General features: G+C 71.0%; 20 protein-coding genes. 11 read left to right on the top strand and 9 right to left on the bottom strand.

Going from position 1 to position 25,979, the window contains the following annotated elements; genetic code table 11:
• Positions 1–161: 161 nt before the first annotated feature.
• Positions 162–746 (top strand): SigE family RNA polymerase sigma factor, encoded by a 585-nt coding sequence (locus WA640_RS09230; protein ID WP_335987365.1) that lies wholly within the window; start codon positions 162–164, stop codon positions 744–746.
• On the top strand, positions 739–1,935 hold the full coding sequence (locus tag WA640_RS09225; RefSeq protein WP_335987363.1) for a hypothetical protein: 1,197 nt from the start codon (positions 739–741) through the stop codon (positions 1,933–1,935). The genes WA640_RS09230 and WA640_RS09225 overlap by 8 nt, the downstream gene beginning before the upstream one ends.
• Before the next feature lie 65 nt (positions 1,936–2,000).
• On the opposite strand, the gene WA640_RS09220 is transcribed toward WA640_RS09225, so the two are convergent.
• From WA640_RS09220 to WA640_RS09210, 3 genes are all read right to left on the bottom strand, one after another.
• On the bottom strand, positions 2,001–2,204 hold the full coding sequence (locus WA640_RS09220) for a cold-shock protein (RefSeq protein ID WP_106364496.1): 204 nt from the start codon (positions 2,202–2,204) through the stop codon (positions 2,001–2,003).
• Positions 2,205–2,468: 264 nt separating this feature from the next.
• Positions 2,469–4,427 (bottom strand): ABC transporter ATP-binding protein, encoded by a 1,959-nt coding sequence (locus tag WA640_RS09215; protein ID WP_335987362.1) that lies wholly within the window; start codon positions 4,425–4,427, stop codon positions 2,469–2,471.
• Between the two features lie 145 nt (positions 4,428–4,572).
• The gene (locus WA640_RS09210; protein WP_335987361.1) at positions 4,573–4,833 is read right to left on the bottom strand and encodes a helix-turn-helix domain-containing protein; all 261 of its coding nucleotides are present in this window, start codon (positions 4,831–4,833) and stop codon (positions 4,573–4,575) included.
• Between the two features lie 105 nt (positions 4,834–4,938).
• Here WA640_RS09210 and WA640_RS09205 point away from each other — a divergent pair, with 105 nt between their 5' ends.
• Positions 4,939–6,162, top strand: a complete 1,224-nt coding sequence (locus WA640_RS09205) for a hypothetical protein (RefSeq protein WP_335987359.1) — start codon at positions 4,939–4,941, stop codon at positions 6,160–6,162.
• 128 nt (positions 6,163–6,290) lie between these two features.
• Here the strand turns inward: WA640_RS09205 and WA640_RS09200 are convergent, their stop codons facing one another.
• Positions 6,291–7,910, bottom strand: a complete 1,620-nt coding sequence (locus WA640_RS09200) for an ABC-F family ATP-binding cassette domain-containing protein (protein ID WP_106364492.1) — start codon at positions 7,908–7,910, stop codon at positions 6,291–6,293.
• A 262-nt stretch (positions 7,911–8,172) separates the two neighbouring features.
• Between WA640_RS09200 and WA640_RS09195 the strand changes: the two genes are divergently transcribed.
• Complete coding sequence (locus WA640_RS09195) at positions 8,173–8,994, top strand: M23 family metallopeptidase (RefSeq protein ID WP_335987357.1); 822 nt, start codon at positions 8,173–8,175, stop codon at positions 8,992–8,994.
• Positions 8,995–9,085: 91 nt separating this feature from the next.
• Here the strand turns inward: WA640_RS09195 and WA640_RS09190 are convergent, their stop codons facing one another.
• The 3 genes from WA640_RS09190 to WA640_RS09180 all read right to left on the bottom strand — a co-directional run bounded on the left by WA640_RS09190 (position 9,086) and on the right by WA640_RS09180 (position 14,447).
• Positions 9,086–10,078 carry a LacI family DNA-binding transcriptional regulator gene (locus WA640_RS09190; protein WP_106364490.1) on the bottom strand — a complete coding sequence of 331 codons (993 nt, stop codon included), beginning with the start codon at positions 10,076–10,078 and terminating at the stop codon, positions 9,086–9,088.
• Entirely contained in the window at positions 10,078–12,915 is a 2,838-nt protein-coding gene (locus WA640_RS09185; protein ID WP_335987356.1) for a glycoside hydrolase family 3 C-terminal domain-containing protein, read from the bottom strand. Before WA640_RS09185 ends, WA640_RS09190 begins: the two co-directional genes overlap by 1 nt.
• Before the next feature lie 284 nt (positions 12,916–13,199).
• Entirely contained in the window at positions 13,200–14,447 is a 1,248-nt protein-coding gene (locus tag WA640_RS09180) for an ROK family transcriptional regulator (RefSeq protein WP_335987355.1), read from the bottom strand.
• Between the two features lie 281 nt (positions 14,448–14,728).
• Here WA640_RS09180 and WA640_RS09175 point away from each other — a divergent pair, with 281 nt between their 5' ends.
• The 5 genes from WA640_RS09175 (at position 14,729) to WA640_RS09155 (ending at position 20,321) form a co-directional block, all read left to right on the top strand.
• Positions 14,729–16,414: an extracellular solute-binding protein gene (locus WA640_RS09175; RefSeq protein WP_106364488.1), complete on the top strand. Its 1,686-nt coding sequence runs from the start codon at positions 14,729–14,731 to the stop codon at positions 16,412–16,414.
• Between the two features lie 159 nt (positions 16,415–16,573).
• A complete protein-coding gene (locus tag WA640_RS09170; protein ID WP_335987354.1) occupies positions 16,574–17,479 on the top strand; it encodes an ABC transporter permease in 906 nt (301 codons plus the stop codon).
• Entirely contained in the window at positions 17,476–18,411 is a 936-nt protein-coding gene (locus WA640_RS09165) for a carbohydrate ABC transporter permease (RefSeq protein WP_335987353.1), read from the top strand. Before WA640_RS09170 ends, WA640_RS09165 begins: the two co-directional genes overlap by 4 nt.
• A 138-nt stretch (positions 18,412–18,549) precedes the next feature.
• Complete coding sequence (locus tag WA640_RS09160; RefSeq protein WP_335987352.1) at positions 18,550–19,518, top strand: ATP-binding cassette domain-containing protein; 969 nt, start codon at positions 18,550–18,552, stop codon at positions 19,516–19,518.
• Positions 19,515–20,321, top strand: a complete 807-nt coding sequence (locus WA640_RS09155) for an ABC transporter permease (protein ID WP_335987351.1) — start codon at positions 19,515–19,517, stop codon at positions 20,319–20,321. Before WA640_RS09160 ends, WA640_RS09155 begins: the two co-directional genes overlap by 4 nt.
• Here the strand turns inward: WA640_RS09155 and WA640_RS09150 are convergent.
• Positions 20,311–23,181 (bottom strand): BTAD domain-containing putative transcriptional regulator, encoded by a 2,871-nt coding sequence (locus WA640_RS09150; RefSeq protein ID WP_335987349.1) that lies wholly within the window; start codon positions 23,179–23,181, stop codon positions 20,311–20,313. The genes WA640_RS09155 and WA640_RS09150 overlap by 11 nt on opposite strands.
• A 290-nt stretch (positions 23,182–23,471) precedes the next feature.
• On the opposite strand from WA640_RS09150, the gene WA640_RS09145 reads away from it, so the two are divergent.
• Together WA640_RS09145 and WA640_RS09140 are read left to right on the top strand one after the other, a co-directional pair.
• Positions 23,472–23,960 carry an Imm1 family immunity protein gene (locus tag WA640_RS09145; RefSeq protein ID WP_181245783.1) on the top strand — a complete coding sequence of 163 codons (489 nt, stop codon included), beginning with the start codon at positions 23,472–23,474 and terminating at the stop codon, positions 23,958–23,960.
• An 88-nt stretch (positions 23,961–24,048) separates the two neighbouring features.
• Positions 24,049–24,594, top strand: a complete 546-nt coding sequence (locus WA640_RS09140) for a GNAT family N-acetyltransferase (RefSeq protein WP_335987348.1) — start codon at positions 24,049–24,051, stop codon at positions 24,592–24,594.
• Between the two features lie 210 nt (positions 24,595–24,804).
• On the opposite strand, the gene xylA is transcribed toward WA640_RS09140, so the two are convergent.
• The gene (xylA, locus tag WA640_RS09135) at positions 24,805–25,977 is read right to left on the bottom strand and encodes a xylose isomerase (protein WP_335987347.1); all 1,173 of its coding nucleotides are present in this window, start codon (positions 25,975–25,977) and stop codon (positions 24,805–24,807) included.
• Positions 25,978–25,979: the final 2 nt, after the last annotated feature.

Raw genomic sequence — 25,979 nt, 5'->3', positions numbered from 1 at the left:
CTGCACAAACCCTCCAAGGGAGACAACGCGATTTTTCGGATCGGCCGTTCGGGTGAGGATGGTCAGCCGTTCGTATGATGCGCGGCGGCGTGCGGATTCCCGTCTTGCTAGGTATCCACCCATACCCAGTTCTGGGAAGCACAGAACGGAACGGAACGAACGTGAGCGAACCTTCTGCCCCGCCGGGGGCGCCGCAGACGCGGCAGGGCGAGTTCGAGGACTTCGTGCGGGCCCGGTCGCGGTCGCTGTGCGCGTCGGCCTACCTCCTGACGGGCGACCGCGGCCTCGCCGAAGACCTCGTGCAGGACGCCCTCGCCCGCACTTGGCGGGCGTGGAAGCGCCTGCACCGCACCGCGAACGCCGAGGCGTACACCCGGCGCACCATGTACCACCTGCACGTCAGCCGGTGGCGGCGCACGAAGGTCGCGGAGATCGCCGTCGACGCCGTGCCCGAGCGGGCCGCGCAGGAGCAGGACACGACGCTGCGCCTGGCCGTCCACGCGGCCCTGCTGTCGCTGCCGCCGAACCAGCGGGCCGCGATCGTGCTGCGCTACTTCGAGGACCGGACCGAGGCCGCCGCGGCGGCCGTCCTCGACTGCCCGGTGACCACGCTGCGGGCCCGCGTCCAGCGCGGCCTGCGCAACCTCAGGAACCGCTTCCCCCACCTCGTGCTCGGGGACGCGGACGTCCAACTCGCCCAATGGGAGCGCGAGTTCACCATCGAGATCGGAGAGCGCAATGCCTGAGTCGATCCGCTCGCTGCTCCACGACATCGGGGACGACCACGCCGAACCGGGCCGCGACCTCGCGGCCGGGGCCTACAGGAAGGCACGCACCATGTCCAGGAACCGCTTCATCGCGGGCGCCGCCGGCGTCGCCGCCGCCCTCGCCATCGCCGGAACCGGCACCGCCGCCTGGCTCGGCGACGAGCAGGACCCGGGACCAGGTCCGGCCGAAGACCCGACGACGAGCCCCGAGGAGGTCACGACCTCCGAGGGCGAGGCGGAGGATATCGAGTACGGCTGCGGCGTCCGCCCGCAGGACTGGGACGACCTCGGCATCGAGTTCCCCGACCGCGGCGAGTCCGGGACCGAGCAGGAGCTGACGGAGCTGCCGCCCATCCTGGGGTACCGCTCGGTGAACGACGGCTGGATGGAGTGGACCCAGAATCTCGGCGCCGACGGCTCGGTCGATCCGCTCGACAACGACAGCGAGTACCTCTTCCACGTCGCCCCGGACGGCAACCGCGTGTTCGCGGTCGACCGCGCCGACTCCTGCGGCGCCGCCTATCTGGAGATCGGGTTCGATACGAACTTCACCGAGGGCTTCCCGTACTTCTCGGTCGAGCCGATCCACTGCGAGATCGCCTGGTCCCCCGACTCCGACAAGCTGCTGTTCACGGAACCCACCGGGTTCGAGGACCCCAAGACCTACGTGCTCGACATGCCCAGCGGTGAACTGACCCCGATCGCCGGGCCGGGCGACGACCTGTTCTGCGCCTCGGAGTGGGCTCCCGACGGCGAGCACCTCTGGGTGGGGCGCACCACCGTGTACAACCTCGACGGGACGGTCGCGCAGGAGCTGCCAGGACTGGAGGCGAGCCTGGAGGACGAGCAGTGGCTCGACGCCGGGATCTCCGCCGACGGCGGCGAAGCGTGCTTCGAGGAGTACGAAGAGGCGGAGGGCGATTCGGCCGGTCGGCTCTGCGACGTCTACGTGGACACGGCGACCGGCGAGGAGCTGGAGCTGCCCGTCGACGGCGACGAGCGGCAGGTCGTGTTCCTGGCCGACGGGTCGATGCTGGTCCTGACGCATACCGGCGGCACCGCCGTCCAGTACCTGGTGGATCCGGACGGGACTGTCATCGACGAGCGCGAGCTGCCGGAAGGCGTCGGCGGCGACGCGGAGGAGCTGGTGGTCTACTACCACTGGTAGGACCCCGGACACCACAGAAGCCGCTGTCCTTCGGAATGAAGGGCAGCGGCTTCGTGCTCGATTGCCTAGAGGGCGCGCAGGTTCGCGGCCTGCGGGCCCTTCTTGCCGGCTTCGATCTCGAACTCCACGCGCTGGTTCTCTTCCAGGGTGCGGTAGCCGTTCCCCGTGATCGCGGTGAAGTGGACGAAGATGTCCGGACCGTCGCCGTCAGGAGCGATGAAGCCGAAGCCCTTGTCCGCGTTGAACCATTTAACGGTGCCTTGCGCCATTACTGCATTTCCTTGCGATGTTGATGTTCAGACCCGCCGCGGACCCGGTCCAGGGGGTACCTAGCTGGGGCGTTGGCGTAGCGGTCTGAGGTGTGCCGCCATTGCTGGCGCTTCACCGCTTCGGCGAATACTGAACCGAAGCGGCCTTTGGACCCTACAGTACGCCTGCATTCTTGAAACCTGTCAGCACGAAATCATCCTCACGTGTAAGGCTTTGACCTGCAACGATGTGGTTTCGCTCTGAGCAGATATGGCCCATGTCACTCATGCGGCGGTCGAAAGGGGCCCGTCCGGACCGATTTCGACCTCTTCGGAGCGGTCCTCGCTGCGCTCCTCACTGAACTCCTCGTTCGATCCGCTGCGCTCCTCGAACTGCGTCTTGTAGAGCTCCGCGTAGAGCCCGCCGCGGTCCACCAGGTCGTCGTGGGTGCCGGACTCGACCACTTCGCCGTCCTCAAGGACGACGATCGTGTCGGCGCGGCGCACAGTGGAGAGCCGGTGGGCGATGACGAGCGAGGTGCGGCCCTCCAGGGCCGTGTCGAGGGCGCGCTGGACGGCGGCCTCGGACTCGGAGTCGAGGTGGGCGGTGGCCTCGTCGAGGATGACGATCGGCGGGGCCTTGAGCAGGACGCGGGCGATCGCGAGGCGCTGCTTCTCGCCGCCGGAGAACCGGTAGCCGCGCTCCCCCACGACCGTGTCGAGCCCGGATTCGAGGCGGCGCACGGTGTCGCCGATCTGCGCGCGGTCCAGGGCCGCCCAGATCTCCTCGTCGGTGGCCTCGGGGCGGGCGTACGCGAGGTTCTCGCGGACGGTGTCGTGGAACAGGTGCGCGTCCTGGGTGACCATGCCGATCTTCGCCGACAGGGACTCGCCCTTGAGGTCCCGCACGTCGACGCCGCCGACCTCGACGGCGCCGCCGGTCACGTCGTACAGGCGCGGCACGAGGCCCGCCATGGTGGTCTTCCCGGCGCCGGAGTGGCCGACGAGGGCCACGAGCTGGCCGGGGGCGACGTCGAAGGAGACGCCGCGGAGGATCTCGCGGCCGCTGTCGGAGCGGTCGGGGCGGGCCAGGTCCTCCAGGCTGGCGAGGGAGACCTCGTCGGCGCCCGGGTAGCGGAAGCGCACGTCGCGGAACGCGATCGAGGCGGCCCCTTCGGGCAGCTCGCGGGCGTCGGGCTTCTCCTCGATGAGCGGCTTGAGGTCGAGGACCTCGAAGACGCGCTGGAAGGACACGAGGGCGCTCATGACGTCGACGCGCACGTTCGACAGGGCCGTCAGCGGCCCGTACAGGCGCGTGAGCAGCAGCGCGAGGGTCACGACGGTGCCCGCGCTGAGCTGCCCGGCGAACACGAGCGCGCCGCCGAGGCCGTACGCGAGGGCCTGCGAGAGGCCCGCGACGAGGGTGAGCGCGACGATGAACGTGCGCGCGTACATCGCGGTGGTGATGCCGATGCCGCGCACGCGGTCGGCCTTCCCAGCGAACTCGGCGGACTCGGTGTCGGGGCGGCCGAAGAGCTTCACGAGCATCGCGCCGCCGACGTTGAACCGCTCGGCCATCTGGGTGTTCATGGCCGCGTTCAGGTCGAAGGACTCCTTGGTGAGCGCGGCGAGCTTGCGGCCGACCCACTTGGCGGGGACCAGGAACACCGGGACGAGCACCAGCGACAGCAGCGTGATCTGCCAGGACTGGAAGAACATGACGCCGATGATGAGCGCGACCGCGATGCCGTTGGAGACGAGCCCGGAGAGGGTGCTCGTGAACGCCCGCTGGGCGCCCATGACGTCGTTGTTCAGCCGCGAGACCAGCGCGCCGGTCTGCGAGCGGGTGAAGAACGCGACCGGCTGGGACTGGACGTGGTCGAACACGGCCCGGCGCAGGTCGAAGATGATGCCCTCGCCGAGCTTCGCGCCGTACCAGCGCATGGCGAGGTTGAGCAGGCCCTCGGCGAGGGCGAGGCCGGCGATGATCGAGGCGAGCCTGATGACGCCGCTCTGGGTGCCGTCCGCGCCGGTGAGCTCGTTGACGATGTCGCCGGCGAGGACGGGCGTGGCGACGCCGATCGCGGCGATGAGCGTGACGAGCCCGATGAACAGGGCGATGTCGCGGCGGTAGGGCCGCGCGAACCGCAGGATGCGGCGCTTCACGCCGCGGCTGAGTGTGACGCCTTTGAGGTCGTCCGCGCGCCGCATCGAGCGCATTGCGTCCCAACCGGCGGGTCCCATCGATGACACTGGGCCTCCCGTGTGCAAGTGCCCAAGTGCAGTCGTCGTCCGGTCAGGTCGGTGGCAGTCCGCGGCAGTCCGGTGGTGGGGCTTGGGCCGTTTCGTCGTTCGTTATCCGAACGTGGAACGCCCGGAGGAGCCCAGGTTATTTCCCGCCGCCCTTGCGCGCGCCGCCGCGGGTCCGGAAGTCGACGCCCGCTTCCGCCAGCAGTCGGTGCACGAAACCGTACGATCGGCCTATCGTTGAGGCGATGTCCCTGATGCTCCGGCCCTGCTCGTAGGCCGCGGTGACGCGGTCGGTGAGCTCGCGGCGCTCGTCGCCGCGGACCTGCCGGTTCGGATCGGTCTTCGCGGCGCCCGCATCGGCGGGGACGCCCTCGGGGGGAGGAATGGATTCGGGGGTCATGAGTCCTTTCCCGGATACGGAGGGTGATGAAAGGTGTGTTGTGAAGTTTGCCGGAGTTCTCTCGCCCGGCGGACGTTTCTGTCGGATACCCGATAGTTTCGTGACGTGACCGCACCGCAGACCTCATTCACCGACCGGGTCGACGCCCTCGCCCCGGCGCGGCGCCCTTCGCGCCTGCGCGACCTGGGGATCTGGCTGTGCCTCACCGTGGTCGTGCTGACCATGGCGTCGGTGGCGGTCTCGACGACCGAAGTGGTCGGTCCGACGACGCTCCCGTGGTGGCCGGCCCAGAACCTGTCGCTGCGGGTGACGCCCGGCATGGTGGTGGCGCCGCTCGCGGCGGCGGCCGTGCTCGGGGTCGCGACCCGCCCTGCGGCCGTGCGGATGTCGTGGCACGTGCTGCTGGTGCTGTCCTATCTGGCCTCCATCGCGTGGTCGGCCGCGCTGCACACCAATGTGGACCCGACGACGATGTCGACGGCGACCGACGGCGCGCGCGGCGCGATCGCGCTCCTGGTGTCGTACACCGGTTCCGAAGCGGGCCTTGCGATCACGGTGATCGCCCTGTCGTGTCTGTCGGTGCCGCTGGTGCTCGTCGCGGTCAAGTCCGTGTCCGGCCCGGTCGCGGCCCGCGCGCTCGCGCCGGTGCTCATCCTCGGGCCGTGGGCCGCGTGGGCGACGCTCGGCGTCGACGGGATCGCCGCCGCCGCGTGCGCCGCGGTCCTCGCGTGCGGCGCCGTGGCCTCCGAGCGGCGCGTCAAGGGCTGGGACGCGTTCTGGGGCGCCGCCGCCGCGGGCGGGCTCCTCGGGATCGCCGCGCTCCTGTCGTACGGCGCCGCGTGGTTCGCGGTGTCGCTGCTGTGCCTTTACTTCGCGCGGCGCCGCCCCGGGCAGATCCTGGTGTCGGCGGGCGCGGCGCTGGCGGTGCTGGCGCTCGCCGCGATGACCGGGTCCTCGTGGCCGTACGGCCTCGTGGACACCTACAACGCGGCCATCGGCGAGATCGCCGCGCACCCTGGGCAGCTGTGGTGGGTGGCGCTCATGCCCGCGCTCGTGGCCGTGGCGTGCGGCCCGGCGATCGTGGAGAGCCTGCGCCGCTTCGGGACCAGCTCGGCGTGGCCGCTCATGATCGGCCCGCTCCTGGCGCTCATGATCGCCCCGCTCAGCGGCTCGAACCCCGAGCACCCCGAATACGGCTGGATCGCCCTGTGCCCGTGGCTCATCGTCGCCGCCACCGCGCGGGCCGACCGCAAGCACTCGGTGCGGGCCCCGATCATCAGTGCCGCCGCGGGCGCGTGCGCCGCGATCGTCTTGATGTACTCGGGCTGATAACCGTCCCTAACCCCCACCCGCCCCGGGGAAGATAGGAGCGATCCTGCCCGCCGGGTCCGACAGGAACCGGCCCGGCCGGCCCGGTTATCGCCCGAAAGCGGGACGTTCCGCGAGCGGGGCTCGGATCAGGCGAGCTCGACGAGCTCCATTAGATCGTCGGACCACAGGTCCTCGTCGCCGTCCGGCAGGAGGATCGCGCGCTCGGGGCGGAGGGCCTCGACCGCGCCCGGGTCGTGGGTGACCATGACGATCGCGCCGGTGAAGCCGTCGACTGCGTCGAGGACCTGCTGGCGGCTCGCTGGGTCGAGGTTGTTCGTGGGCTCGTCGAGGAGGAGCACGTTCGCGCCCGAGCAGACCAGGCTCGCCAGCGCCAGGCGGGTCTTCTCGCCGCCGGAGAGGACGTGCACGGGCTTGTGGACGTCGTCGCCGGGGAACAGGAACGCGCCGAGGATCTTGCGCAGCTCCGAGTCGGGCAGGTCGGCGCCGGAGTCGGAGGCGGCGGACTGCATCTGCTCCAGGACGGTGCCGGTGTGGTCGAGCGTGTCGTGCTCCTGCGCGAAGTAGCCGATGCGCAGCCCGTAGCCGGGCTCGACGGCGCCGGTGTCGGGTTCGAGGGTCCCGGCGAGCATCCGCAGGAGCGTGGTCTTGCCCGCGCCGTTGAGGCCGAGGATGACGACGCGGGAGCCGCGGTCGATGGCGAGGTCGACGCCGGTGAAGATCTCCAGCGAGCCGTAGGACTTGGACAGGCCCGTGGCGGTGAGCGGGACCTTGCCGCAGGGGGCGGGCTGCGGGAGGCGCACGTCGGCGACCTTCTCTTGCAGCAGGTCCTCTTCGAGGTTGTCGATCATGGCCTCGGCGCGGCGGAGCATGCCCTTGGCGGCCTTGGCTTTCGTGGCCTTCGCGCCGAGCTTGGCGGCCTGGCGGGTGAGGGCCTCGGCCTTCTTCTCGGCGTTGGCGCGCTCGCGGCGGCGGCGCTCGGCGTCCTCGGCCCGCTGGCGCTGGTAGGCCTTCCAGCCGAGGTTGTACTGGTCGATCACGGAGCGGGTCGGGTCGAGGAACCACACGGTGTTGACGACCTCGTCGAGGAGCTCGACGTCGTGGGTGATGAGGACGAGGCCGCCCTTGTGCCCGGCGAGGAAGCCGCGGAGCCAGTTGATGGAGTCGGCGTCGAGGTGGTTGGTGGGCTCGTCGAGGAGGAGGATGCCGTCGCCGTCGTCGGAGAAGAGGATGCGGGCGAGCTCGACGCGGCGGCGCTGGCCGCCGGAGAGGGTCTCCAGGGGCTGGGCGAGGATGCGGTCTTCGAGGCCGAGCTTGGAGCAGATGCGGGCGGCCTCGGACTCGGCCTGGTAGCCGCCGCGGGCGGAGAACTGCTCTTCGAGGCGGGAGTAGCGGCGCACGAGCTTGTCGCGCTGGGCGTCGTCGGCGACCTCGGCGAGTTCGACCTCGGTCTTGGCGAGGTCGGCGAGGAGCTGGTCGAGGCCGCGGGCGGAGAGGACGCGGTTGCTCGCGGTCTGGGTGAGGTCGGCGAAGCGCGGGTCCTGCGGGAGGTATCCGAAGGGGCCGTTGTTCTCGATCTTCCCGCTGTAGGGCTGGGTGAGGCCCGCGAGGACGTTCATGGTGGTGGTCTTGCCGGCGCCGTTGCGCCCGACGAGTCCGATCCTGTCGCCGGGCTGGACCCGCAGATCGGCCCCGGACACGAGGATGCGCGATCCGGCGCGCAGCTCAAGACCGGTGGCGGTGATCATGGGGCACTCCTCAAAGCGGGTTTCGGGCCGATTGGCCGCAGGCTTTCCAAGTTTAGGCGGCGGCGTGCGTCACGGTCGCGCCGATATAACCGAAGACACCATTTGCGAGGAACTGTTCACGTTCTGTTATCGGCCTCCTCCTTTCGGAGGAAGCGCGGCCGCCCCCGGGTGCCGACCTCGCCCGCAAGGGGACCAGTTCGGGTGTGGTTTCGCTGGTCGAGCCGGGTTTGTCCGGATTGGATCCGGTAGGTTTCCCGGTCTTATGGGCAAGCATGACGACACCTGCGAGAACGCAGGACGCGAACTGACCAGCCGCCGACTCCGCGCCGTGATCCGGCGCCGCCGCATCCGTCGCGAACGTCACACCTGGCGTCTCGTGAGCGGGGGCCTGGCGGCGGCGATCATCACCGGCTGGGTGGTGTCGGCCCTCTCCGGGCAGGCCGCGGCGCAGGCCGCCGACGCCGAGGTCGACATGGACGCCACCGTGGTCCAGGCCGACTGGAAGGTGGACGACGTCCTGGCCGGCATGGCCGCGGACTACGCCGCCGAGCAGGCCGAGGCCCAGGCGCAGGCGCAGGCCGAAGCGGAGGCCAAGGCCGCCGCCGAGGCCGAGGCGAAGGCCGCCGCCGAGGCGGAAGCGCAGGCGCAGGCCGAGGCGGAAGCCGAAGCGGCCGCAGAGGCCGAGGCGGCCGCGAACCCGTGGGGCCTGCCGTCGACCGCGTCGATCACCTCCTACTACGGGATGCGCAACGGCTCCATGCACGGCGGCACCGACTTCGGCAACAACGAGGGCGACGAGATCGTCTCCGTGGGCGCGGGCACCGTGACGTACGTCGGCTACGAGGCCGGCGGCTACGGGAACGTGGTCTACGTGGACCACGGGGACGGCGTCGAGACCCGCTACGCGCACGCCTCCGAGGTGCTCGTGAACGTGGGCGACGAGGTCGAGAAGGGCGACGCCCTGATCCTGGCCGGCACCACCGGCAACTCGACCGGCCCGCACCTGCACTTCGAGGTGCTCATCGACGGCGAGAAGGTCGACTCCCTGGCCTGGCTCCAGGAGCAGGGGCTGGACGTCGGGTAGCGGCGCGACGAAAGCTGCACTCTCCCCGCGCGGGGAAGACGGCGGCCCGGAGGACCACCATCCTCCGGGCCGCCGTTCTGCTTTGCGCGCCTTAGCGGATCGTCAGCTGCGGTTCGAGGAGCGTCGAGTCGGGGACGTCGAGGCCGTCGAGCTTGCGCATGAGGTGGCGCACCGCGGTCTGGGCGAGCGTCTCGGCCGGGACGAGCACCGACGGGAGCTGCGGGTGGACGCGCTCGGCGACCTCGTCGGGGCCGATGACGACCACGTGGAAGTCCTCCCCCACGCGCTTCCCGGCGTCGGCGAGCGCGTGCATGACGTGCCCGACCGCGGGCTCGTTGTGGACGGCGAGCCCGGTGAGGTCCGGCCGCGCGGCCAGGAGCTCCTTGACCGCGCGCTGCACCTCCGTCGGGTAGTTCGGGCAGGGCCGGACCTCCGCGCGGACGCCGGGGCGGCCGAGGAAGCCCTCGCGGACCCGCTCGGCGAAGCCGGTGCGCCGCTCGTAGACCGCTTCGGCGGCGCCGAGGAGCGCGATGTCGCCGCAGCCGCGATCGGCGAGGTAGTCGGCGCAGGCGCGGCCCGCGGCGGTGAAGTCGAGGTCGACGCAGGTCAGGTCCTTCGAGTCCGCGGGGAATCCGATGAGGACGTTCGGGAGTCCCAGGCGGCGCAGCACTTCCACGCGCGGGTCGCGGACCTCGACGTCCATGAGGATGAGGCCGTCGACCATGGCCGAGGCGGCGACGCGGGCCAGGCCCGCGGGGCCCTCGTCGGCGGTCATGAGGAGCACGTCCTGGTCGTGGCGGCGGGCCTCGGCGACCGCTCCGGCCGCGAACTGCATGAGCACCGGCAGGTGCATGCCGTCGCGGATCGGGAACATCATCGCGATGACCCCGGCCCGCCGGGACGCGAGCGAGCGCGCCCCCGCGTGCGGGTGGTAGCCGAGGTCGGCGACGGCCTGCATGACCCGCCCGGCGGTCTCCGGCGAGATCGACCGCTTCCCCGAGATCACATAGGACACGGTGGAGGCGGCGACCCCGGCGCGGGCGGCCACGTCGGCGATGGTGACGCCGCGGCCAGGGCCGGCCACTACGACTGCCCGCCGAAGGTCAGCGAGGCGAGGCGGACGGGGCCGGACTCGAACGTCACGTACAGGTCCTTGACGCCTTCGGCGCCGCCGAAGTCCACGGTCACCTCGGCGTAGTCGTAGACGCCCGCGGTCATCGGCGTGTCGATCTTCGCGAGCACGTCGCCGTCGAGCGGGTCGTCCACGCGCAGTTGCAGCTGCGAGGCGTGGCCCGAGACGCGCGCGGTCACCGTCGTGTAACCAGGTTCGAAGTCGCAGTCCCCGAGCATGATCCAGCCCCCGGCCTCTTCGGCGGCGATGACGTCGCCGGAGGCGCGGGTCTCGTCGCGCCACAGCACGCCCGCGTAGGCGTCGTTGGAGGCGGCCGCGAGCGGCTTCGCGAGGTCGCGGGGCCCGGCGGTCTCGCCGTCGATGCGCACCGACGCGGACAGGACGATGTTCGTCGCCGAGCGCCCGACCATGAGGCGCTGGCGGCTCTTCTCGACGATCATGCGGCCGGTCGTGTTGTCCCAGTGGGCGAGGTCGTCCACGGCGACGGTGAAGGAGACGGTGCGGGTCTCGCCCGCGGCGAGTCGCACCTTCCGGAACCCGCGGAGCTGGCGCAGCGGCTGCTTGACGCGGGAGCCGCACTGGTGGGAGTAGAGCTGCACGGTCTCGACGCCGTCGCGGTCGGAGGCGTTCGTGACGTCGACGGTCACGGTCAGCTCGTCCCCCGAGCCCGCGCGGTCCTTGTCCACCTTGAGGTCCGCGTACGTGAAGTCCGCATAGGACAGGCCGTGGCCGAACGGGTAGAGCGGCTGGCCGAGGTAGTACAGGTAGGTCGCGTCGGAGGCGACGATGTCGTAGTCGAGCATCACCGGCAGCTCGGCGGCGTCGGTGTACCAGGTCTGCGGGAGGCGGCCCTCGGCGTCGCGGTCGCCGTAGAGGACGTCGGCGAGCGCGTTCCCCCACTCCTGGCCTCCGTGGCCCGACCACACCACGGCGGGCACGTGCTTGGCGGCCCAGTTCGCGGCGTAGGGGTAGGAGGAGGACATGACCAAAATGGTATTCGGGTTCGCGCTCAGGACCTCGCCCAGGACCCAGGCCTGCGCGGAGGGCAGGTTCAGGTCCTGGCGGTCCTCGGTCTCGCGGCCGTTGACGAGCGGGTGGTCGCCGAGGACGACCACGGCGACGTCGGCCTCGCGGGCGAGCTCGGCGGCGGCCTCGCGGGCCTTGACGACGAAGTCGAAGTCGAACTCGGCGGCGCCGCTCCGGTCCTCGGTCAGGGTGATCCGGCCGCCCTCGATGGCGAGCCACTTGCCAGCGTCGGCGCCTTCGGCCTTGTAGCGCTGCTGGACGGCGAGCTTGCCGCCTTCGAGCTCGACGATCGTGAACGTCTCGTGGACGTCGAACTCGTGGGGGCCGGCCGAGTCCGCGCCGACGGTCCCGTCGAGGCGCCCGTCCACGTACTTCCCGGTGGCGACGTTGCGGAGGGTGTAGGACCAGCCGCCCCAGTCGAACAGGTCGAACTGCGCGGCCGCGCCGGTGGTGTCGGTGATCTTGAGGGACTTCCCGCCGTCGACGGCGGTGAGGTACCCGGTCTTGTGGCGCAGGCGGATGCGGTCGACGCCCTCGCTGTAGACGACCTCGGCGCGCGCGGCGAGGGCCTGGCGGGCGGTGGCGGCGTACGGGAGCGTCCCGGAGTACCAGTCCTGCATCTGGACGTCGGCGAGCGGGCCGATGACGGCGATCTTCTCGGGGGCCTTGAGCGGCAGGATGCCGTCGTTCTTGAGCAGGGTGATCGACTGGGTGGCGGCCTCGCGCGCGAGCGCCTGGTGCTCAGGGGAGTTCACCGCTTCGCGGCCGATGTGCGCGTAGGGGTCCTCGGGGTCGAACTCGCCGAGGCCGAAGCGCACGACCAGGTTGCGGCGCACCGCGGTGTCGATGTCGGACTCGTCGAGCAGGCCCCGGTCGAGGGCGGCCTGGACGTGGGCGAGGACGCCTTCGGCGCGGTCGTCGTCCTGGGTGAAGGAGTCGAGGCCGGCCTTGACGGCGGCGGCGTACGCGGTGGGGAGGTCCTCGAAGTAGCCCTGGAGCTGCGCGAGGTTGTTGGGCGCGTAGGCGTCCGAGACGATGAAGACCTCGTCCGCGGTCCAGGTGCGCAGCTCGGTGTTCACGAGGGGGGTCACGTGCGCGGGGCGGCCGTTGACGAGGTTGTAGGAGAGCATGACCGCGACCGCGTCGCCGCTCGCCAGTGCCGGGCGGTGGGCGGCGAACTCGTACTCGCGCAGCACGCGCGGGGGCATGTTCGAGGAGGTGGTGCAGCGGTCGGCCTCGTTGCCGTAGGCCAGGAAGTGCTTGACGGTGGGCGCGGTCTTCCACACGGAGCCGTTGTCGCCCTTGAGGCCGCGCGCGTAGGCGCCGCCCATGAGCCCGGTCATCCAGGCGTCCTCGGAGTAGCCCTCCTCGTTGCGGCCCCAGCGGGGGTCGCGCAGCGGGTTGACGGTGGGGGCCCAGACGTTGCGCCCGACCTTGACGGGGTCCTCGTGGTTGAAGGCGAGGACCTCGTCGGCGACGGCGGCGCCGACCTCTTCGACGAGCTCGGGGTTCCAGGTGGCGCCGAGGGCGACGACCTGCGGGAAGACGGTGGCCTCGCCGAGCCAGGCGAGCCCGTGGAGGGCTTCGGTCCCGGTCTTGAAGGGGCCCATGCCGAGCCGTTCGACCGGCCGGTGGTACTGGTGCAGCAGGCCGATCTTCTCGTCGAGGGTCAGCCGGGCGAGGAGGTCGGAGACGCGCTCCTCGCGGGGGAGGGCGGGGTCGCGGAATGGCAAGTCGCGGAAGGCGGGACGCGGGTCGGTCATGAGGGTCTTCCTTGCTTGGACGTCGCTGTCGCTGGCTGTGTCTTGCGTCATCGAAGCGCTTCGAAGATCAGGGTGTTCCACCTGGTGGCGGCTTTTTCATTGAAGAAGCTTGTCGAAGCGCTTCGATTGAGGAATGCAAGATTTCTACACCCCGGCCCGCCCGCCGGTCAAGGCGGACGGGGCGCGGCAGCGTGCATGTTTGACGGTTCTCGTCCGTTTCCGGCAGGCGTCACCTGCGGAAACGGCCGGAGTAACAGTTCTGAAACAACCGGGCGGATCGGGCGTTACCGGCCGAGCGGGGTCGGCATGAGCCCGGCGTCGATGTCGTTGAGGATGCCGGTGGCGGCGCCGAGGGCCGGAGCCTCGTGGCCGAGGGCCGAGACGACGACCTCGGCCCCGCCCGCGCCGGAGGCGTGGGTGCGGGCCGCGAGCTCGGTCTCGGCGGCGGGGCCGATCCACGGGCTCAGCGCCTGGTAGTGGCCGCCGAGGACGACGGCCTCCGGGTTGAGCAGGTCCACGGCCAGGGCGATGCCCGCGCCGAGGGCGCGGCCGATCCGGTCCAGGGCCTCGGTGACGCGCGGTTCGCCCGCGCGGGCGCGGGTGACGATGTCCTCGACCTCCGCCTCCACCTCGGTCCCGGCGATGTCGTCCGATTCGGACAGCTCATCGAGGACGGCGCGGATGCCCGCGAGGTCCTCGACGCGCCCGATCCGGCCGTCGACCTCGACCAGGAGGTTCCCGATCTCGCCCGCGAACCCCGAAGCGCCCCTTCGCAGTTCGCCGTCGACGATGAGCCCGGCGCCGAGTCCGATCTCACCGGTCAGGTAGATCATGTTGGACACGCCGGCCCAGGACCCGAAGCGCTGCTCGGCGACCGCGCCCAGGTTCGCGTCGTTGTCGGCGGTGACCGCGTACTTCGGGTCGCGCATCGCCTGGCGCAGGCGGCCGGTGAGGTCGAAGTCCGACCAGCCGAGCATCGGGGCGCGCTGCACGACGCCGTCGTTGTCGATCATGCCGGGGACGGCCACGGCCAGCCCGAGGATCTGGCGCCCTTCGGAGTCCATGCGGTCCACGGCGCGCTTGGCGAGGCCCGCCAGCGCCGAGACCGACTTGCCGGGGGTGGCGCCCGCGCCGTCGTGGGCGCGGCGCCAGGACAGGAGGCGGTTCCCGGCGAGATCCACGGCGACGAGCGTCATGTAGTCGACGTTCACCTCGACGCCGAGCGAGGCGTAGTAGCCGGTGTCGACGGACAGGAGGACCGCTGGGCGTCCGATGTTGCCGATGACCGAGCCGGACTCGCGCAGGACGCGGCGCTCGATGAGCTCGGCGACGAGCGAGGACACCGTGGCCTTGTTCAGGCCGGTCTTGGCGGCGAGGTCGGCGCGCGAGCACCGGCCCTCGGCCCGGACCTGGCGGAGGACGAACCCGAGGTTGTTGGCGCGCACGTCGGTGAAGTCGGCCCGCTTGGCGCGCCCGGGCGCCTCCTCGGCATCGCCCGGACCGGCGGACTTCGCCGCTATCCGCATCGCCATGTTGTCCTCCTGTTGCGAGCTCGTGGCCCATCGTGTCCGAAGCCGGTCTCGTTGGGCATTGTCGTGGATGGCGACAAGCGGTCGTCGGGCAGTCCCTGACAGTGGTCTATGTGCACGTTCAACTACAAGGCCCGTTCCCGAATCGTGATCAATCCGCGCCCGATTCGCGTGACCCCCCGCTTGTGGGGCCTGCCACCGTGCGCTACTTTAGTTTATCGAATAGCCGAACTAATTAGCGGCTAACCCCCTCACGAATTCAGTCAGACCGAAAGGACAGCAACGTGGCTACTCCCTCCGACAGGTCGCCCCTCCGGCGCCGCTCCCTGTTCAAGGTGGCCGGCCTCGGTGCCGCGGGTGCCGCGGGCCTGCCCCTCATCGCCGCGTGCGGCGACATCGAGTCGGGCGGCGGCACCTCGCAGGCCACGGACGGGTTCGACTTCCTGCCCACGTACAAGGAATGGCCCCTCCCGGTCGAGCCCGACCTCGTCGGCGAGCCGCCGAACCACCCGTCCGGCTTCACGACCTACCCCGACCCGGTCCCCGCGATCGAGGCCGTCCCCTCCAACAGCGGCACCTTCGAGATCACCGTCCCGATGTGGGGCGAGGCCCCCTCCAGCGACGACCCGTACTTCGCGGCGATCGCCGAGGCCAGCGGCGGCACCACGGTCAACCTCCGCCAGGCCGACGGCAACACCTTCGCGGAGACCTCGGTCCAGTGGCTCAACGCCAACGAGTTCGGCGACGGCATCATGCTGTTCAGCTGGATGCTCTTCGCCCACCCGAACTTCCAGGAGACGGTGGTCAACTCGTTCTACGACCTGACCGACATCGTCAAGGGCGACATCTCCGAGCGCTGGCCGCTCCTCGCCGGCCTCCCGACCGCCTCCTGGGGCCAGTCGGTGTGGTCCAAGGACCCGGCCGACCCCGAGACCGCCCGCGTCTTCGGCATCCCCGGCTCCTTCTCCGGCGGCCCGGGCAACGCCATGTTCGCCCGCACCGACCTGCTCGAAGCGGCCGGCCAGGCCATGCCGACCACGGTCGAGGAGCTCCTCGACGTCGCCCGCGCCGTCTCCGACGACGCCAACGGCCGCTGGGCCTTCGGCGGCACCGACTACCTCACCCCGCAGTGGTTCGGCCTCGCCGGCGGCGACGGGTGGGCCTACATCGACGGCAAGCTCGTCCACAACTGCGAGCGCCCCGAGTACACCGAGTGGCTCGAATTCCGCCGCACCATCTGGGACGAGAAGCTGGTCCACCCGGACCTCCCCTCGGGCACGCTCGACGGCCAGGCCCTGCACAAGGCCGGGACGATCGTGTTCCAGCTCGACGGCATCTCGTGGTGGCAGGGCTTCATCGACCAGACCACCGCCGAGGGCACCGGCGGCACCATCGCCCCGCTCGGCGCGCTGTCCGCGAAGGGCCGCGAGCCGCTCGTGCACGTCAACACCGGCGTCGACAGCTGGACGTTCCTCAACAAGGACCTCTCCAAGGAGCAGGTCGAGGAGTTCCTGGACTTCGCGAACTTCTGCTCCGCGCCGTACGGCACCACCGAGTACGAGCTCATCAACTACGGCATCGAGGGCACGCACTTCACCTACGGCGCCGACGGCACCCCGGTCTTCAACGAGCTCGGCACCTCCGTCGTCCAGGCCCCGGTGAACCACAAGACGATGTCCGGCCACGTGCAGCAATTCCTCACGGGCACGCCCGAGATGGTCCAGGCGCGCTTCGAGTACAACGCGTCCGTGAAGGACTTCGCCGAGGTCAACATCTTCGAGGGCATGCGCGTCGAGGGCCCCGCCGACTTCAAGTCGGCCGGCCAGGTCCTCATCGACCAGCAGAACGACATCGCCTTCGGGCGCGCCGACCTGTCCGCGATCCCGGAGATGGTCGAGACCTGGAAGGCGAACGGCGGGGAGACCGGCCGCGAGCACTACACCGCCGCGTACGACAAGCTGCACGGCTAAGACGCCCGGCCGGGCCGCGGGACCGCCCGCGGCCCGGCCTCCCGTCCCCGCAGGCACTCACCGACTGGACTCTCACAAGCGATGGCAGCTCTTCAGACCTCAGCGCCCCCGGCCCCGAGCGGGGGGCGGGAACGCGTCCGTATCAGGAACAAGCGGACGGTGGCCCAGCGCCTCCGGCACGACTGGCCCCTGCTGCTCCTGACGCTCCCCGCGCTGGCGCAGCTCGCGGTGTTCTTCTACTGGCCCTCGGCCTGGAACATCATCGCGTTCATGGACTACAGCCCCCACCGGCCGTTCTGGGAGAACCAGTTCGTGGGCTTCGCGTGGTTCGAGCGCCTCTTCGCCAACCCGTACTTCCTGCCCGCGCTGCTGAACACGCTCAAGTACGCGTTCGCGAACCTGCTGTTCCTGTTCCCGCTGTCGATCGTCCTGGCACTCGTGATGCACAGCGTGATCTCCACGAAGGTCCGCAGCCTCTTCCAATCCGTGGTCTACCTGCCCTACTTCTTCTCGTGGGTCCTGGTCGTGACCGTGTTCGTGCAGGTCCTCGGCTCTGACGGGCTGGTCTCCAACTGGCTCCTGGGCTTCGGCGGGGATCGGATGACGTTCACCTCCGACCCCGACAGCTTCCTGTTCCTCGCCTGGCTCCAGTGGGCCTGGAAGGACGCGGGCTGGGGCATGATCATCTTCCTGGCGGCGCTCGCGTCGATCAACCCGAGCCTGTACGAGGCCGCGGCGGTCGACGGCGCGAGCCGCTGGCGGCGGATGTGGCACATCACCCTGCCGGGCATCCGGCCGGTCATCGTGCTCCTGCTCATCCTCCACATCGGCGGCATCCTCAACGTCGGCTTCGAGCAGTACCAGCTGCAGCGCAACGCCGTCGGCTTCCAGACCACCGAGGTGCTCGACACCTTCGTCTACTACCGCAGCGTCATCGGCACCGACGGGCCGTCCTTCGGCACCGCGGCGGGCCTGTTCAAGGGCGTTATCGGCCTGATCCTGGTCCTCGTCGCCAACAACGTCGCCCACCGCCTCGGAGAGCAAGGGATCTACCAGAAGTCATGACCGCCACCGACATCCGACTCAAGCCCCGCCGCAAGAACGCGCGCCCCGTCTGGGACGAGGAGCCCTCGTGGCTCGGGAAGGCCGTCAAGGCGCTGTTCCTGATCTGCTACGCGGCGGCCATCGTCCTGCCGATCTGGGCGGTCGTGGCGACCAGCTTCGCCAGCGAGGAGGCGCTCACCCGCGCGGGCGGGAACCTGCTGCTCATCCCGACCGACCTGAGCTTCCAGGCGTACCAGGAGATCTTCGACGGCGGCGCGCTCACCAAGTCGCTGCTGCTGACGCTGGGCCTGACCGCGGGCGGCACCGCGCTGTCGATGATCCTCACGATCGGCGCGGCGTACGGGCTCTCGCGGCCCGGCTCGCTGCTCCACCGGCCGCTGCTCATGCTCGTGCTCTTCACGTTCCTGTTCGCGCCGGGCCTGTACCCGAGCTTCCTGGTGGTCCAGAAGCTCGGCCTGTTCGACAGCTACCTGTCGCTGGTGCTCCCGATGGCGCTCAACGCGTTCAACCTGATCGTGCTGCGCTCGTTCTTCATGAACAGCGTCCCGACCGAGCTGCTCGACGCCGCCCGGATGGACGGCGCGGGCGAGTTCCGCACCCTGTTCAAGATCGTGCTGCCGATGTCGAAGGCGATCCTCGCCGTCATCGCGCTGTTCTACGCCGTGGGCTACTGGAACATCTACTTCTCGGCGGTGCTGTACATCCCCGGCCTCGACACGCAGCCGATCCAGGTGGTGCTCCAGCGGATGCTCATGTCCACGCAGGGCCTGCCCGGGGCCGCCGCCGACGTCTCGCAGTACCAGACGCAGGCGCCGGACTCGGCGCTGAAGATGGCCGTGGTCGTGTGCACGATCGTCCCGATCGTGATCATGTACCCGTTCATCCAGAAGCACTTCACGAAGGCCGTCATCACCGGCGCCATCAAGGGCTAGATTCCGCACCTGAAGGGCCGCTCCCGCATCGCGGGGGCGGCCCTTTCACGTGCCGTGACAGCGGCGTGAAAGGGCGGTGAAAGGCAAGGGCGCCAAGGTGGACGCACACCCACCGAATACCAGAGAGGCGCCCTGCAAATGAAGTATGCGATCGAAGTCCGGGGGCTGGTGAAGTCCTTCGGCGAGGTCCGCGCCCTCGACGGCGTCGACCTCGGCGCGGCCCCCGGCACGGTCCTGGGGCTGCTGGGCCCCAACGGGGCCGGGAAGACCACGGCCGTGCGGGTCCTGTCGACCCTGTCCGTCCCCGACGCGGGCAGCGCCCGGGTCCTGGGTCTCGACGTCGTGCGCGACGCCGCGAAGGTCCGCGAGCGGCTGGGCCTCACCGGCCAGTACGCGGGGGTCGACGCCGGGCTCTCGGGCGCGCAGAACCTCGTCCTCATCGCCCGGCTCCTCGGCGCGTCACGGGCGCAGGCGAAGGCCCGCGCGCACGAGCTCATCGAGCGGTTCGACCTCGCACACGCCGCCGCCCGGCCCGCGGGCGGCTACTCCGGCGGGATGCGGCGGCGCCTCGACCTGGCGGCGTCGATCGTGCGCCGCCCCGACGTGCTCGTCCTCGACGAGCCCACGACCGGGCTCGACCCGACCAGCCGCAGCGGCCTGTGGGAGGTCGTGCGCGAACTCGTGGCCGAGGGGACCACGGTCCTGCTGACCACGCAGTACCTCGAAGAGGCCGACCAGCTCGCCGACTCGATCGCCGTGATCGACTCCGGGCGGGTCATCGCCTCCGGGACGCCCTCGCAGCTCAAGCAGGCCGTCGGCGGCCTGGTGCTGCGGATGCGCCCGGCCCGGCCCGACGCGCTCCAGCAGCTCGCCGAGCTCGCGGACTGGACCGTCGGCGCGGCCCCGCGCATCGAGAACGACGAGGTCGCCGTCCCGGTCGCGCACCCCGGCGAGGCCACCGCGGTCATGGCCCGGGTCGTGCAGGCCGGGACGGACCTGGCCGCGTTCGGCCTCCATGAGCCCACATTGGACGAAGTATTCCTGTCGCTGACGGGGCACCGCACCGGGCAGCAGAAGAACGCGCAGAAGGAGGAGGTGGCCGCATGACCGCCACGACCAGCACCGCCGCCACGACATGGACCACGACGCGCGGTCCGCTCGCGCAGGCCGCGTCGATGACGGCGAGGTCCCTCGCCTCGATCCGGCACCAGCCCGCGCAGCTCGTCGACTACCTGATGATCCCGATGATGATCCTGCTGTCGATCACGTTCTTCATGGGCGGGCAGATGATGGGCTCCTGGCAGGCGTTCCTCGACTACGCGGGGCCCACGCTCATCGCCATGGGCCTGTTCTTCGCGATCGTCTCCACCGGGCTGGGCCTGTTCGCCGACATCAAGACCGGCGTGTTCGACCGGCTCACCGCCATGCCCGTCTCGCGGTTCGCGCTGCTGGCCGGGCGGGTCGCCGCCGACATGATCAAGCACCTGTGGGCGCTCCTCATCGTCGGCGGCGTCGCGTTCGCCATCGGCTACCGCGCCGACGGCGGCGTGCTCGGCGTCGCCGGAGCGGCCGCGGCCGTGATGCTGTTCCTGTTCGCGTCCTCGTGGTCGATGGCCCTGGTCGGGCTCACCGCGAAGTCCGAGGAGCAGATCCAGACGTGGATGGTCAGCCTGCTCATGCCGCTCGCGTATACCTCGACGATGTTCGTGGAGATCGAGACGCTCCCCGGCCCCGTCCAGTGGTGGGCCCGCGTCAACCCGCTCACCGCGCTCGCCGACACCATGCGGGTGCTGCTCGCGGGCGAGACGCCCGGCGGCGAGGCCCTCGCGCTGCTCGGCTGGTGCGCCGCGATCCTCGCGGTGTTCGTGCCGCTGTCCCTGCGCGCCTACAGGAAGAAGCTCACGAGCTGAACGGCCAGTTCGAGCCGTGGAGCATCGCGGCGGCCCGGGCCTCCAGGTCCGGGTCGCCGCCGTCCTGCGCCACGTGCACGAGCTCGCGGTACAGGTGCACGGCCACCTCGGAGAAGTCCAGGAACTGCGGCAGGTCCGCCTCGGCCGACAGCAGCTCGTCGCGGGCCTCTTCGAGCCTTCCCAAGCGGCGCAGGCAGATCGCGGCAGACGTGCGGGCCGCGATGACGTTCTCGGAGTTGCCGACCCGCTCGGCGCGCGCGGCCAGCTCCCGCATCTTCTCCAGCACCGCGGCGGGCTCGGCGCCGTGCCGGGCGTCGAGGCGCCACAGGTACTCCACGATCACCGACTCGGCCAGGTCCGCCCCGAACTCGGCCTCGGCGGTCAAAGCTCGGATCAGGAGCGCGCGGGCCCCCTCGTAGTCGCCCGCGGACATCCGCCCGGCGGCGAGGCCCTGAAGCGTGATGATGAGGCCGAAGCGCTCCCCCAGCCGCGTGAAGATCCGGTTCGCCTCCGCGAGGTCGGCGAGCGCCGCGCCCGGACCCGAGACGCGCTCGGTGTACTCCGAGGCGAAGAGGAGGCCGATCCCGCGGACCCACGCGTCCCGTTCGGGGTCGAGCGCGGCGAGGACCGCGTGGAGCGCGCCCTCGTCGTCCGCGAGGAGGGCCCGGATGAGCGGGATCATGAGCAGCAGCGGGTCGGCCTGATAGAGGCCGTGCTCCTCGCAGAGCGCTTGCGCCTCGGCGAAATCGGCCTGGACCTCGGCCGGGTCGAGCCAGCCGGACCACAGGCCCCAGGTGCCCGCGAGGACGATCTCGGCGCGGCGCAGCGGGTCGACCTCCCCCGGCATGGCGCGCACCTGCATCGCGAGCTCCTGGCCTTCGCGGCGGTGGCCGCGCATCCACCAGTACCAGGACAGCGGCGTGATGGAGCGGTGGGCGGCGGGGGCGTTCCCGGCGGCGATCATGCGGCGGATCGCGGCGGTGAAGTTGCCGTGGTCGGCGGCGAGGCGGTCGAGCCACTCGACCTGCTCGGCGCGCATCAGGTGCGGCTCGGCCTCCGCGGCGAGGTCGGCGTAGTGGGCGGCGTGGCGCTCGTAGCGCTCGGCGGTCTCGCCCGCCTCCGACAGGCGCGCGGCGGCGTACTCGCGCACGGTCTCCAGGAGCCGGTAGCGGCCGCCGGGGAGGCGCTGCACGAGGGACTTCTCCACGAGCCCGGCGATGTCGTCGGCGTCCGCGGAGCACACCGCGCAGGCCGCGTCGAGGTCGGCGGAGCCGTTGAAGACCGACATGCGGGCGAGGACGCTGCGCTCGCGCGGCTCCAGCAGGTCCCAGCTCCAGTCTACGACGGCGCGGAGGGTCCGCTGGCGCGGCTCGGCGGTGCGGGGGCCGCGGGCGAGGAGCCCGAAGCGGTCGCCGATGCGGGCCGCGAGGTCCTCGATGCTCAAGGCGCGCAAGCGGGCCGCGGCCAGCTCGATGGCGAGCGGGAGGCCGTCGAGGGCGGTGCAGAGGTCCACGACGGCGGCGGCGTTGGCCGCGTCGACGGCGAAACCGGGGTCGCCGTCGCGGGCGCGCTCCTCGAACAGGCGGATCGCGTCGTGGCCGCGGACCTCGTCCAAAGGCGCGTCGCGGTCGGGCAGCGGGAGCGGGCCGACGCCGACGACGGTCTCCCCCGTGATGCCGAGGGCCTCGCGGCTGGTCGCGATGACGCGCAGGGCCGGGACGCGGGCGAGGAGGTGCGCCAGGAGCCCGGCGGCGGCCTCCACGACGTGCTCGCAGTTGTCGGCGACGAGCACGAGGTCCCTGCCCCACAGGGCTTCCACGAGGCGGGTCTGCGGGTCGTCGCTGCGCCGGGCGGTGACCGACTCGGCGAGGCCGAGGGCGTCGAGGACGACTTCCGGGAGCTTCCCGGGGTCGGTGACCGGCGCGAGCTCGACCATGCGCACGGTCTGCCCGGAGGCCGCGAGCCGGTGCGCGGCCTCGACGGCGAGGCGGGTCTTGCCGGTGCCGCCGGGCCCGGTGAGGGTGACGAGCCGGTGGCGTTCGAGGAGCGCGGGCAGCTCGGCGAGCTCGGCGTCCCGGCCGATGCACGCGGTGAGCGGCCGCGGGAGGCGGTCCGGCTGCGCCTCTGGGACGACGGGCTCGATGCCGCGCAGCACGTCGAGGTGGGCTTCGCCCAGGACCGGGGACGGGTCGACACCGAGGTCGTCGGCGAGCTTGGCCCGCACCTGGTCGTAGACGGCGAGCGCGTCGGCGCGGCGGCCCGAGGCGGCGAGGGCGCGCATGTAGCGGGCGGCGTCGGGCTCGTCGAGCGGGTCGGCGGCGTGGCGGGCGGCGAGGTCGGCGAGGACCGCTTCGGCGCCGTCGAGGCGCAGGCGGGCCTCGATGTGGAGGGCGGCCACGGCTTCGCGGCGCACGGCGAGGCGCACGACGGCGGCGTCGGCGAATCCCTGCTGTTCGAGGCCGGCGAGCGCGGGGCCGCGCCACAGGGCGAGTGCGGCGGCGGCGAGGTCCCTGACCGCAGTCGGGGAGTCCTCTCTGGAGGCCGCTTCCGCTTGCGCCGCAGTGCGGTCGAATTCCTCGACGTCGGTGTCGACGCGGGTGAGGCGGTAGCCGCCGGGGCCGTGGACGACGCGGTCGCCGAGGACGCGGCGCAGGCGCGACAGCTGCGTGTGGAGGGCCCCGGCGGCGTTGGCGGGCGCCTCGTCGGGCCAGAGCGCGGCGATAAGGGCGTCGGCGGTGACGTGCCGGCCGGGGTCGAGGGCGAGTCGGGCCAGGAGGACGCGCTGGCGGCCGGCCGGGACGGGGATCTCGGCGCCGTCGTCGCCGGTGATCCGCACCGGTCCCAGCAGCTCCACTCGCATACGGCTATTTTGCCTTCCGCGCGTGCGGAACGGGGAGCCGGTCCGGACGGCGGCCGTGCGGCGGCTCCTGAGTGGAATCTGCTACTTGCATGGACAGGTTGTCACGGCATATCAGTGCTTTTCTGTCAACTTCCCGACTGATCGAACAAACCGCCTGACGGCGCACGTACTGTCGTTCACAAACTCCGACAATCTGAAGTGCGGTGTCCTCCATGGCGATCCGAGTCGAATACCAACACGATTCACACTCCCGCACGTCCGCCTCTCCTGTCTCGGAAGGAGCACCGCCCATGAGCGCTGGCCCCGCGGGCGCGCATGTCGCCGGATACTGCGCCGAGTTCAGGCTCCAGACCAGGGACCACGGCACGCAGATCCTCCTCGCGTACGACCCCGACGGCGTGGCCGCCGCGGTCGCGACGATCGTCGCCGCGGACCTCGTGCAGGTCGCGACCGCGCTCGTGCGCGACCGCCCCGGGTACGAGCCGGGCGGGCGGCCCGACCACGGGCTGAAGATCATCGCGGACCGCGAGACCGAGGTGGGCGCGCTGGCGTACTACGGCCCGGGGGGCGAGGACTACGGTCCGGGCGCCTGGGTGTCGTATTCCGACCAGCGCTGGGCGCCGCAGATCCGCCTGTACCGCGACATGGACACCGCGAGCATGTTCCCGCCGGACGCGCACATCGCGCTCAGCTCGCTGGCGCGGGCGGTGGAGGACTTCCGGGCGACCGGCGGGCTGCGCCCGTCGATGGTGGCGTGGCGGCCCTCGACGGTGTGGTGAACTCCGGTGTGTCGAACGCCCTGTGGCGTTCGCCCGGACTGCGGGACGGACCTGCGCCCCTAGCCGCACGGCTGGCTAAGCTTTCGCCATGAGCAGCACCGATGTGGTCGCCGTGCGCTTCGCGCAGGCAGAGGACGTCCCCGCGATCTGCGCGATCGTGAACCACTACATCGCCGAGTCGTCGAGCAACTTCCGCACCGAGCCCTACCCGGTCGAGGAGTGGGCCGAGCAGCTGGCCGCGGGTCGGGAGCGCTACCCGTACCTCGTGGCCGGGGCCGCCGGGGCCGTGGCCGGGGTGGCGTACGCGAGCCCGTGGCGCCCGAAGCAGGCGTACGCGTGGACCGCGGAGTCGACCGTGTACGTCTCCCCCGCCCACCAGGGCCTGGGGATCGGCTCGAAGCTGTACACCGAGCTGCTGGCCCGCCTGGAGAAGCAGGGGTTCAGGAGCGTCATCGCCCAGATCACGCAGCCGAACCCGGGCAGCGAGGCCCTGCACCGGCGGTTCGGCTTCGAGCTGCTGGGGACGATCCGCGACGCGGGCTTCAAACACGGGGACTGGCACGGCGTGGGGATCTGGCAGCGGGACTTCGGCCTCGCGGGCGTCCCGGAGCCGACGCGTCCCGTGGAGCGCTAGCGCCCCGGTGGTTCAAATGAACCTCTCATGGTTCTCACCGGGTCTGTGAAGGGCCCGTCCGTAATGTTCGGGCCAAGGGGAAATCGAATCCTCCTGAGGGTGACAGCGCCGCAAGGCGCAGATCCTACTGATGGGTGTGGGGTTGCGAATCGGGCCCGGAGCTGCTGCTCCGGGCCCGGTTCCATGTCCGCTGAAGTTCAGCCCGACGGTCTAGCGCACGCCGTAGAGGTGCTCCAGGGCGAGCTGGTCGAGCGCCTCGAAGGCCATGCCCTTGGCGGCAAGGCCCTCGACGTCGACCTCGACGGACTTGAGGTCGGCCCAGGTCTCGCCCTCACTCAAGGTGGGGGTCGCGAGCTGGTCGACGCGGGCGGCCTTGAGGGCCTCCTGCACCTCGGGGTCGGCGCGGAACGCGGCGACCTTCTCCTTGAGGATCTTGTAGTTGCGCATGCACGCGGCCGCGGAGACCCACACGCCCTTGTCGTCCTCGGTGCGCGGGGGCTTGAAGTCGAAGTGGATCGGGCCGGTGTACTGGCCCTTGGCGATGCCCTCCTCGACGGCGTCGACGACCCAGAAGGCGCCGCCGACGTTCCCGGCGCCGAAGCGCAGGTCCTGGTCGTAGCGCGGACCGGTCTGGCCGTTGAGGTCGATGTGGTAGAGCTTGCCGTGCCACAGGGCCTGGCGGATGCCCGCGGCGTAGTCGAGCCCGGCCATCTCCTCGTGCCCGATCTCGGGGTTGATGCCGGTGAGCTCGGGGCGCTCCAGCTCGTTGATGAACGCGAGCGCGTGGCCGAGGGTCGGCAGCAGGATGTTCCCGCGGGGCTCGTTCGGCTTGGGCTCGATGGCGAAGCGGATGTCGTAGCCCTGCTCGACGACGTAGTCGCCGAGGACGTCGAAGGCCTCCTTCATGCGGGCCATCGCGGACTGGACGTCCTTGGAGCCGCCGGACTCGGCGCCCTCGCGCCCGCCCCACGCCACGTAGATCTCGGCGCCCAGCTCCGCGGCGAGGTCGATGTTGCGCATGACCTTGCTGATGGCGAAGCGGCGGACGTCGCGGTCGTTGTGGGTGAACCCGCCGTCCTTGAAGATCGGGTGGCCGAACAGGTTCGTGGTCGCGGTGGTGACCTTGAGGCCGGTCTCGTCGAGGGCCTTCTTGAACGCGCCGATCTTGGCGTCGCGCTCGGCGTCGGTGGCGTCGAAGGGGAACACGTCGTTGTCGTGGAAGTTCACGCCGTAGGCGCCGATCTCCGCGAGCTCGCGGACGGCCCGGTCGGCGGCCATGTCGGCGCGGGTGGCCGAGCCGAAGACGTCCTGAGCCGCCCAGCCGACCGTCCAGATGCCGAACGAGAACTTGTCCTCGGGCACCGGTGCGTACTTGTCGGTCATGA

Origin of the sequence: Glycomyces sp. MUSA5-2, from assembly GCF_037034145.1 — a bacterium.
GTDB classification, from domain to species: Bacteria; Actinomycetota; Actinomycetes; order Mycobacteriales; family Micromonosporaceae; genus Glycomyces; species Glycomyces artemisiae.
This window is presented reverse-complemented; position numbering and strand designations above follow the sequence as displayed.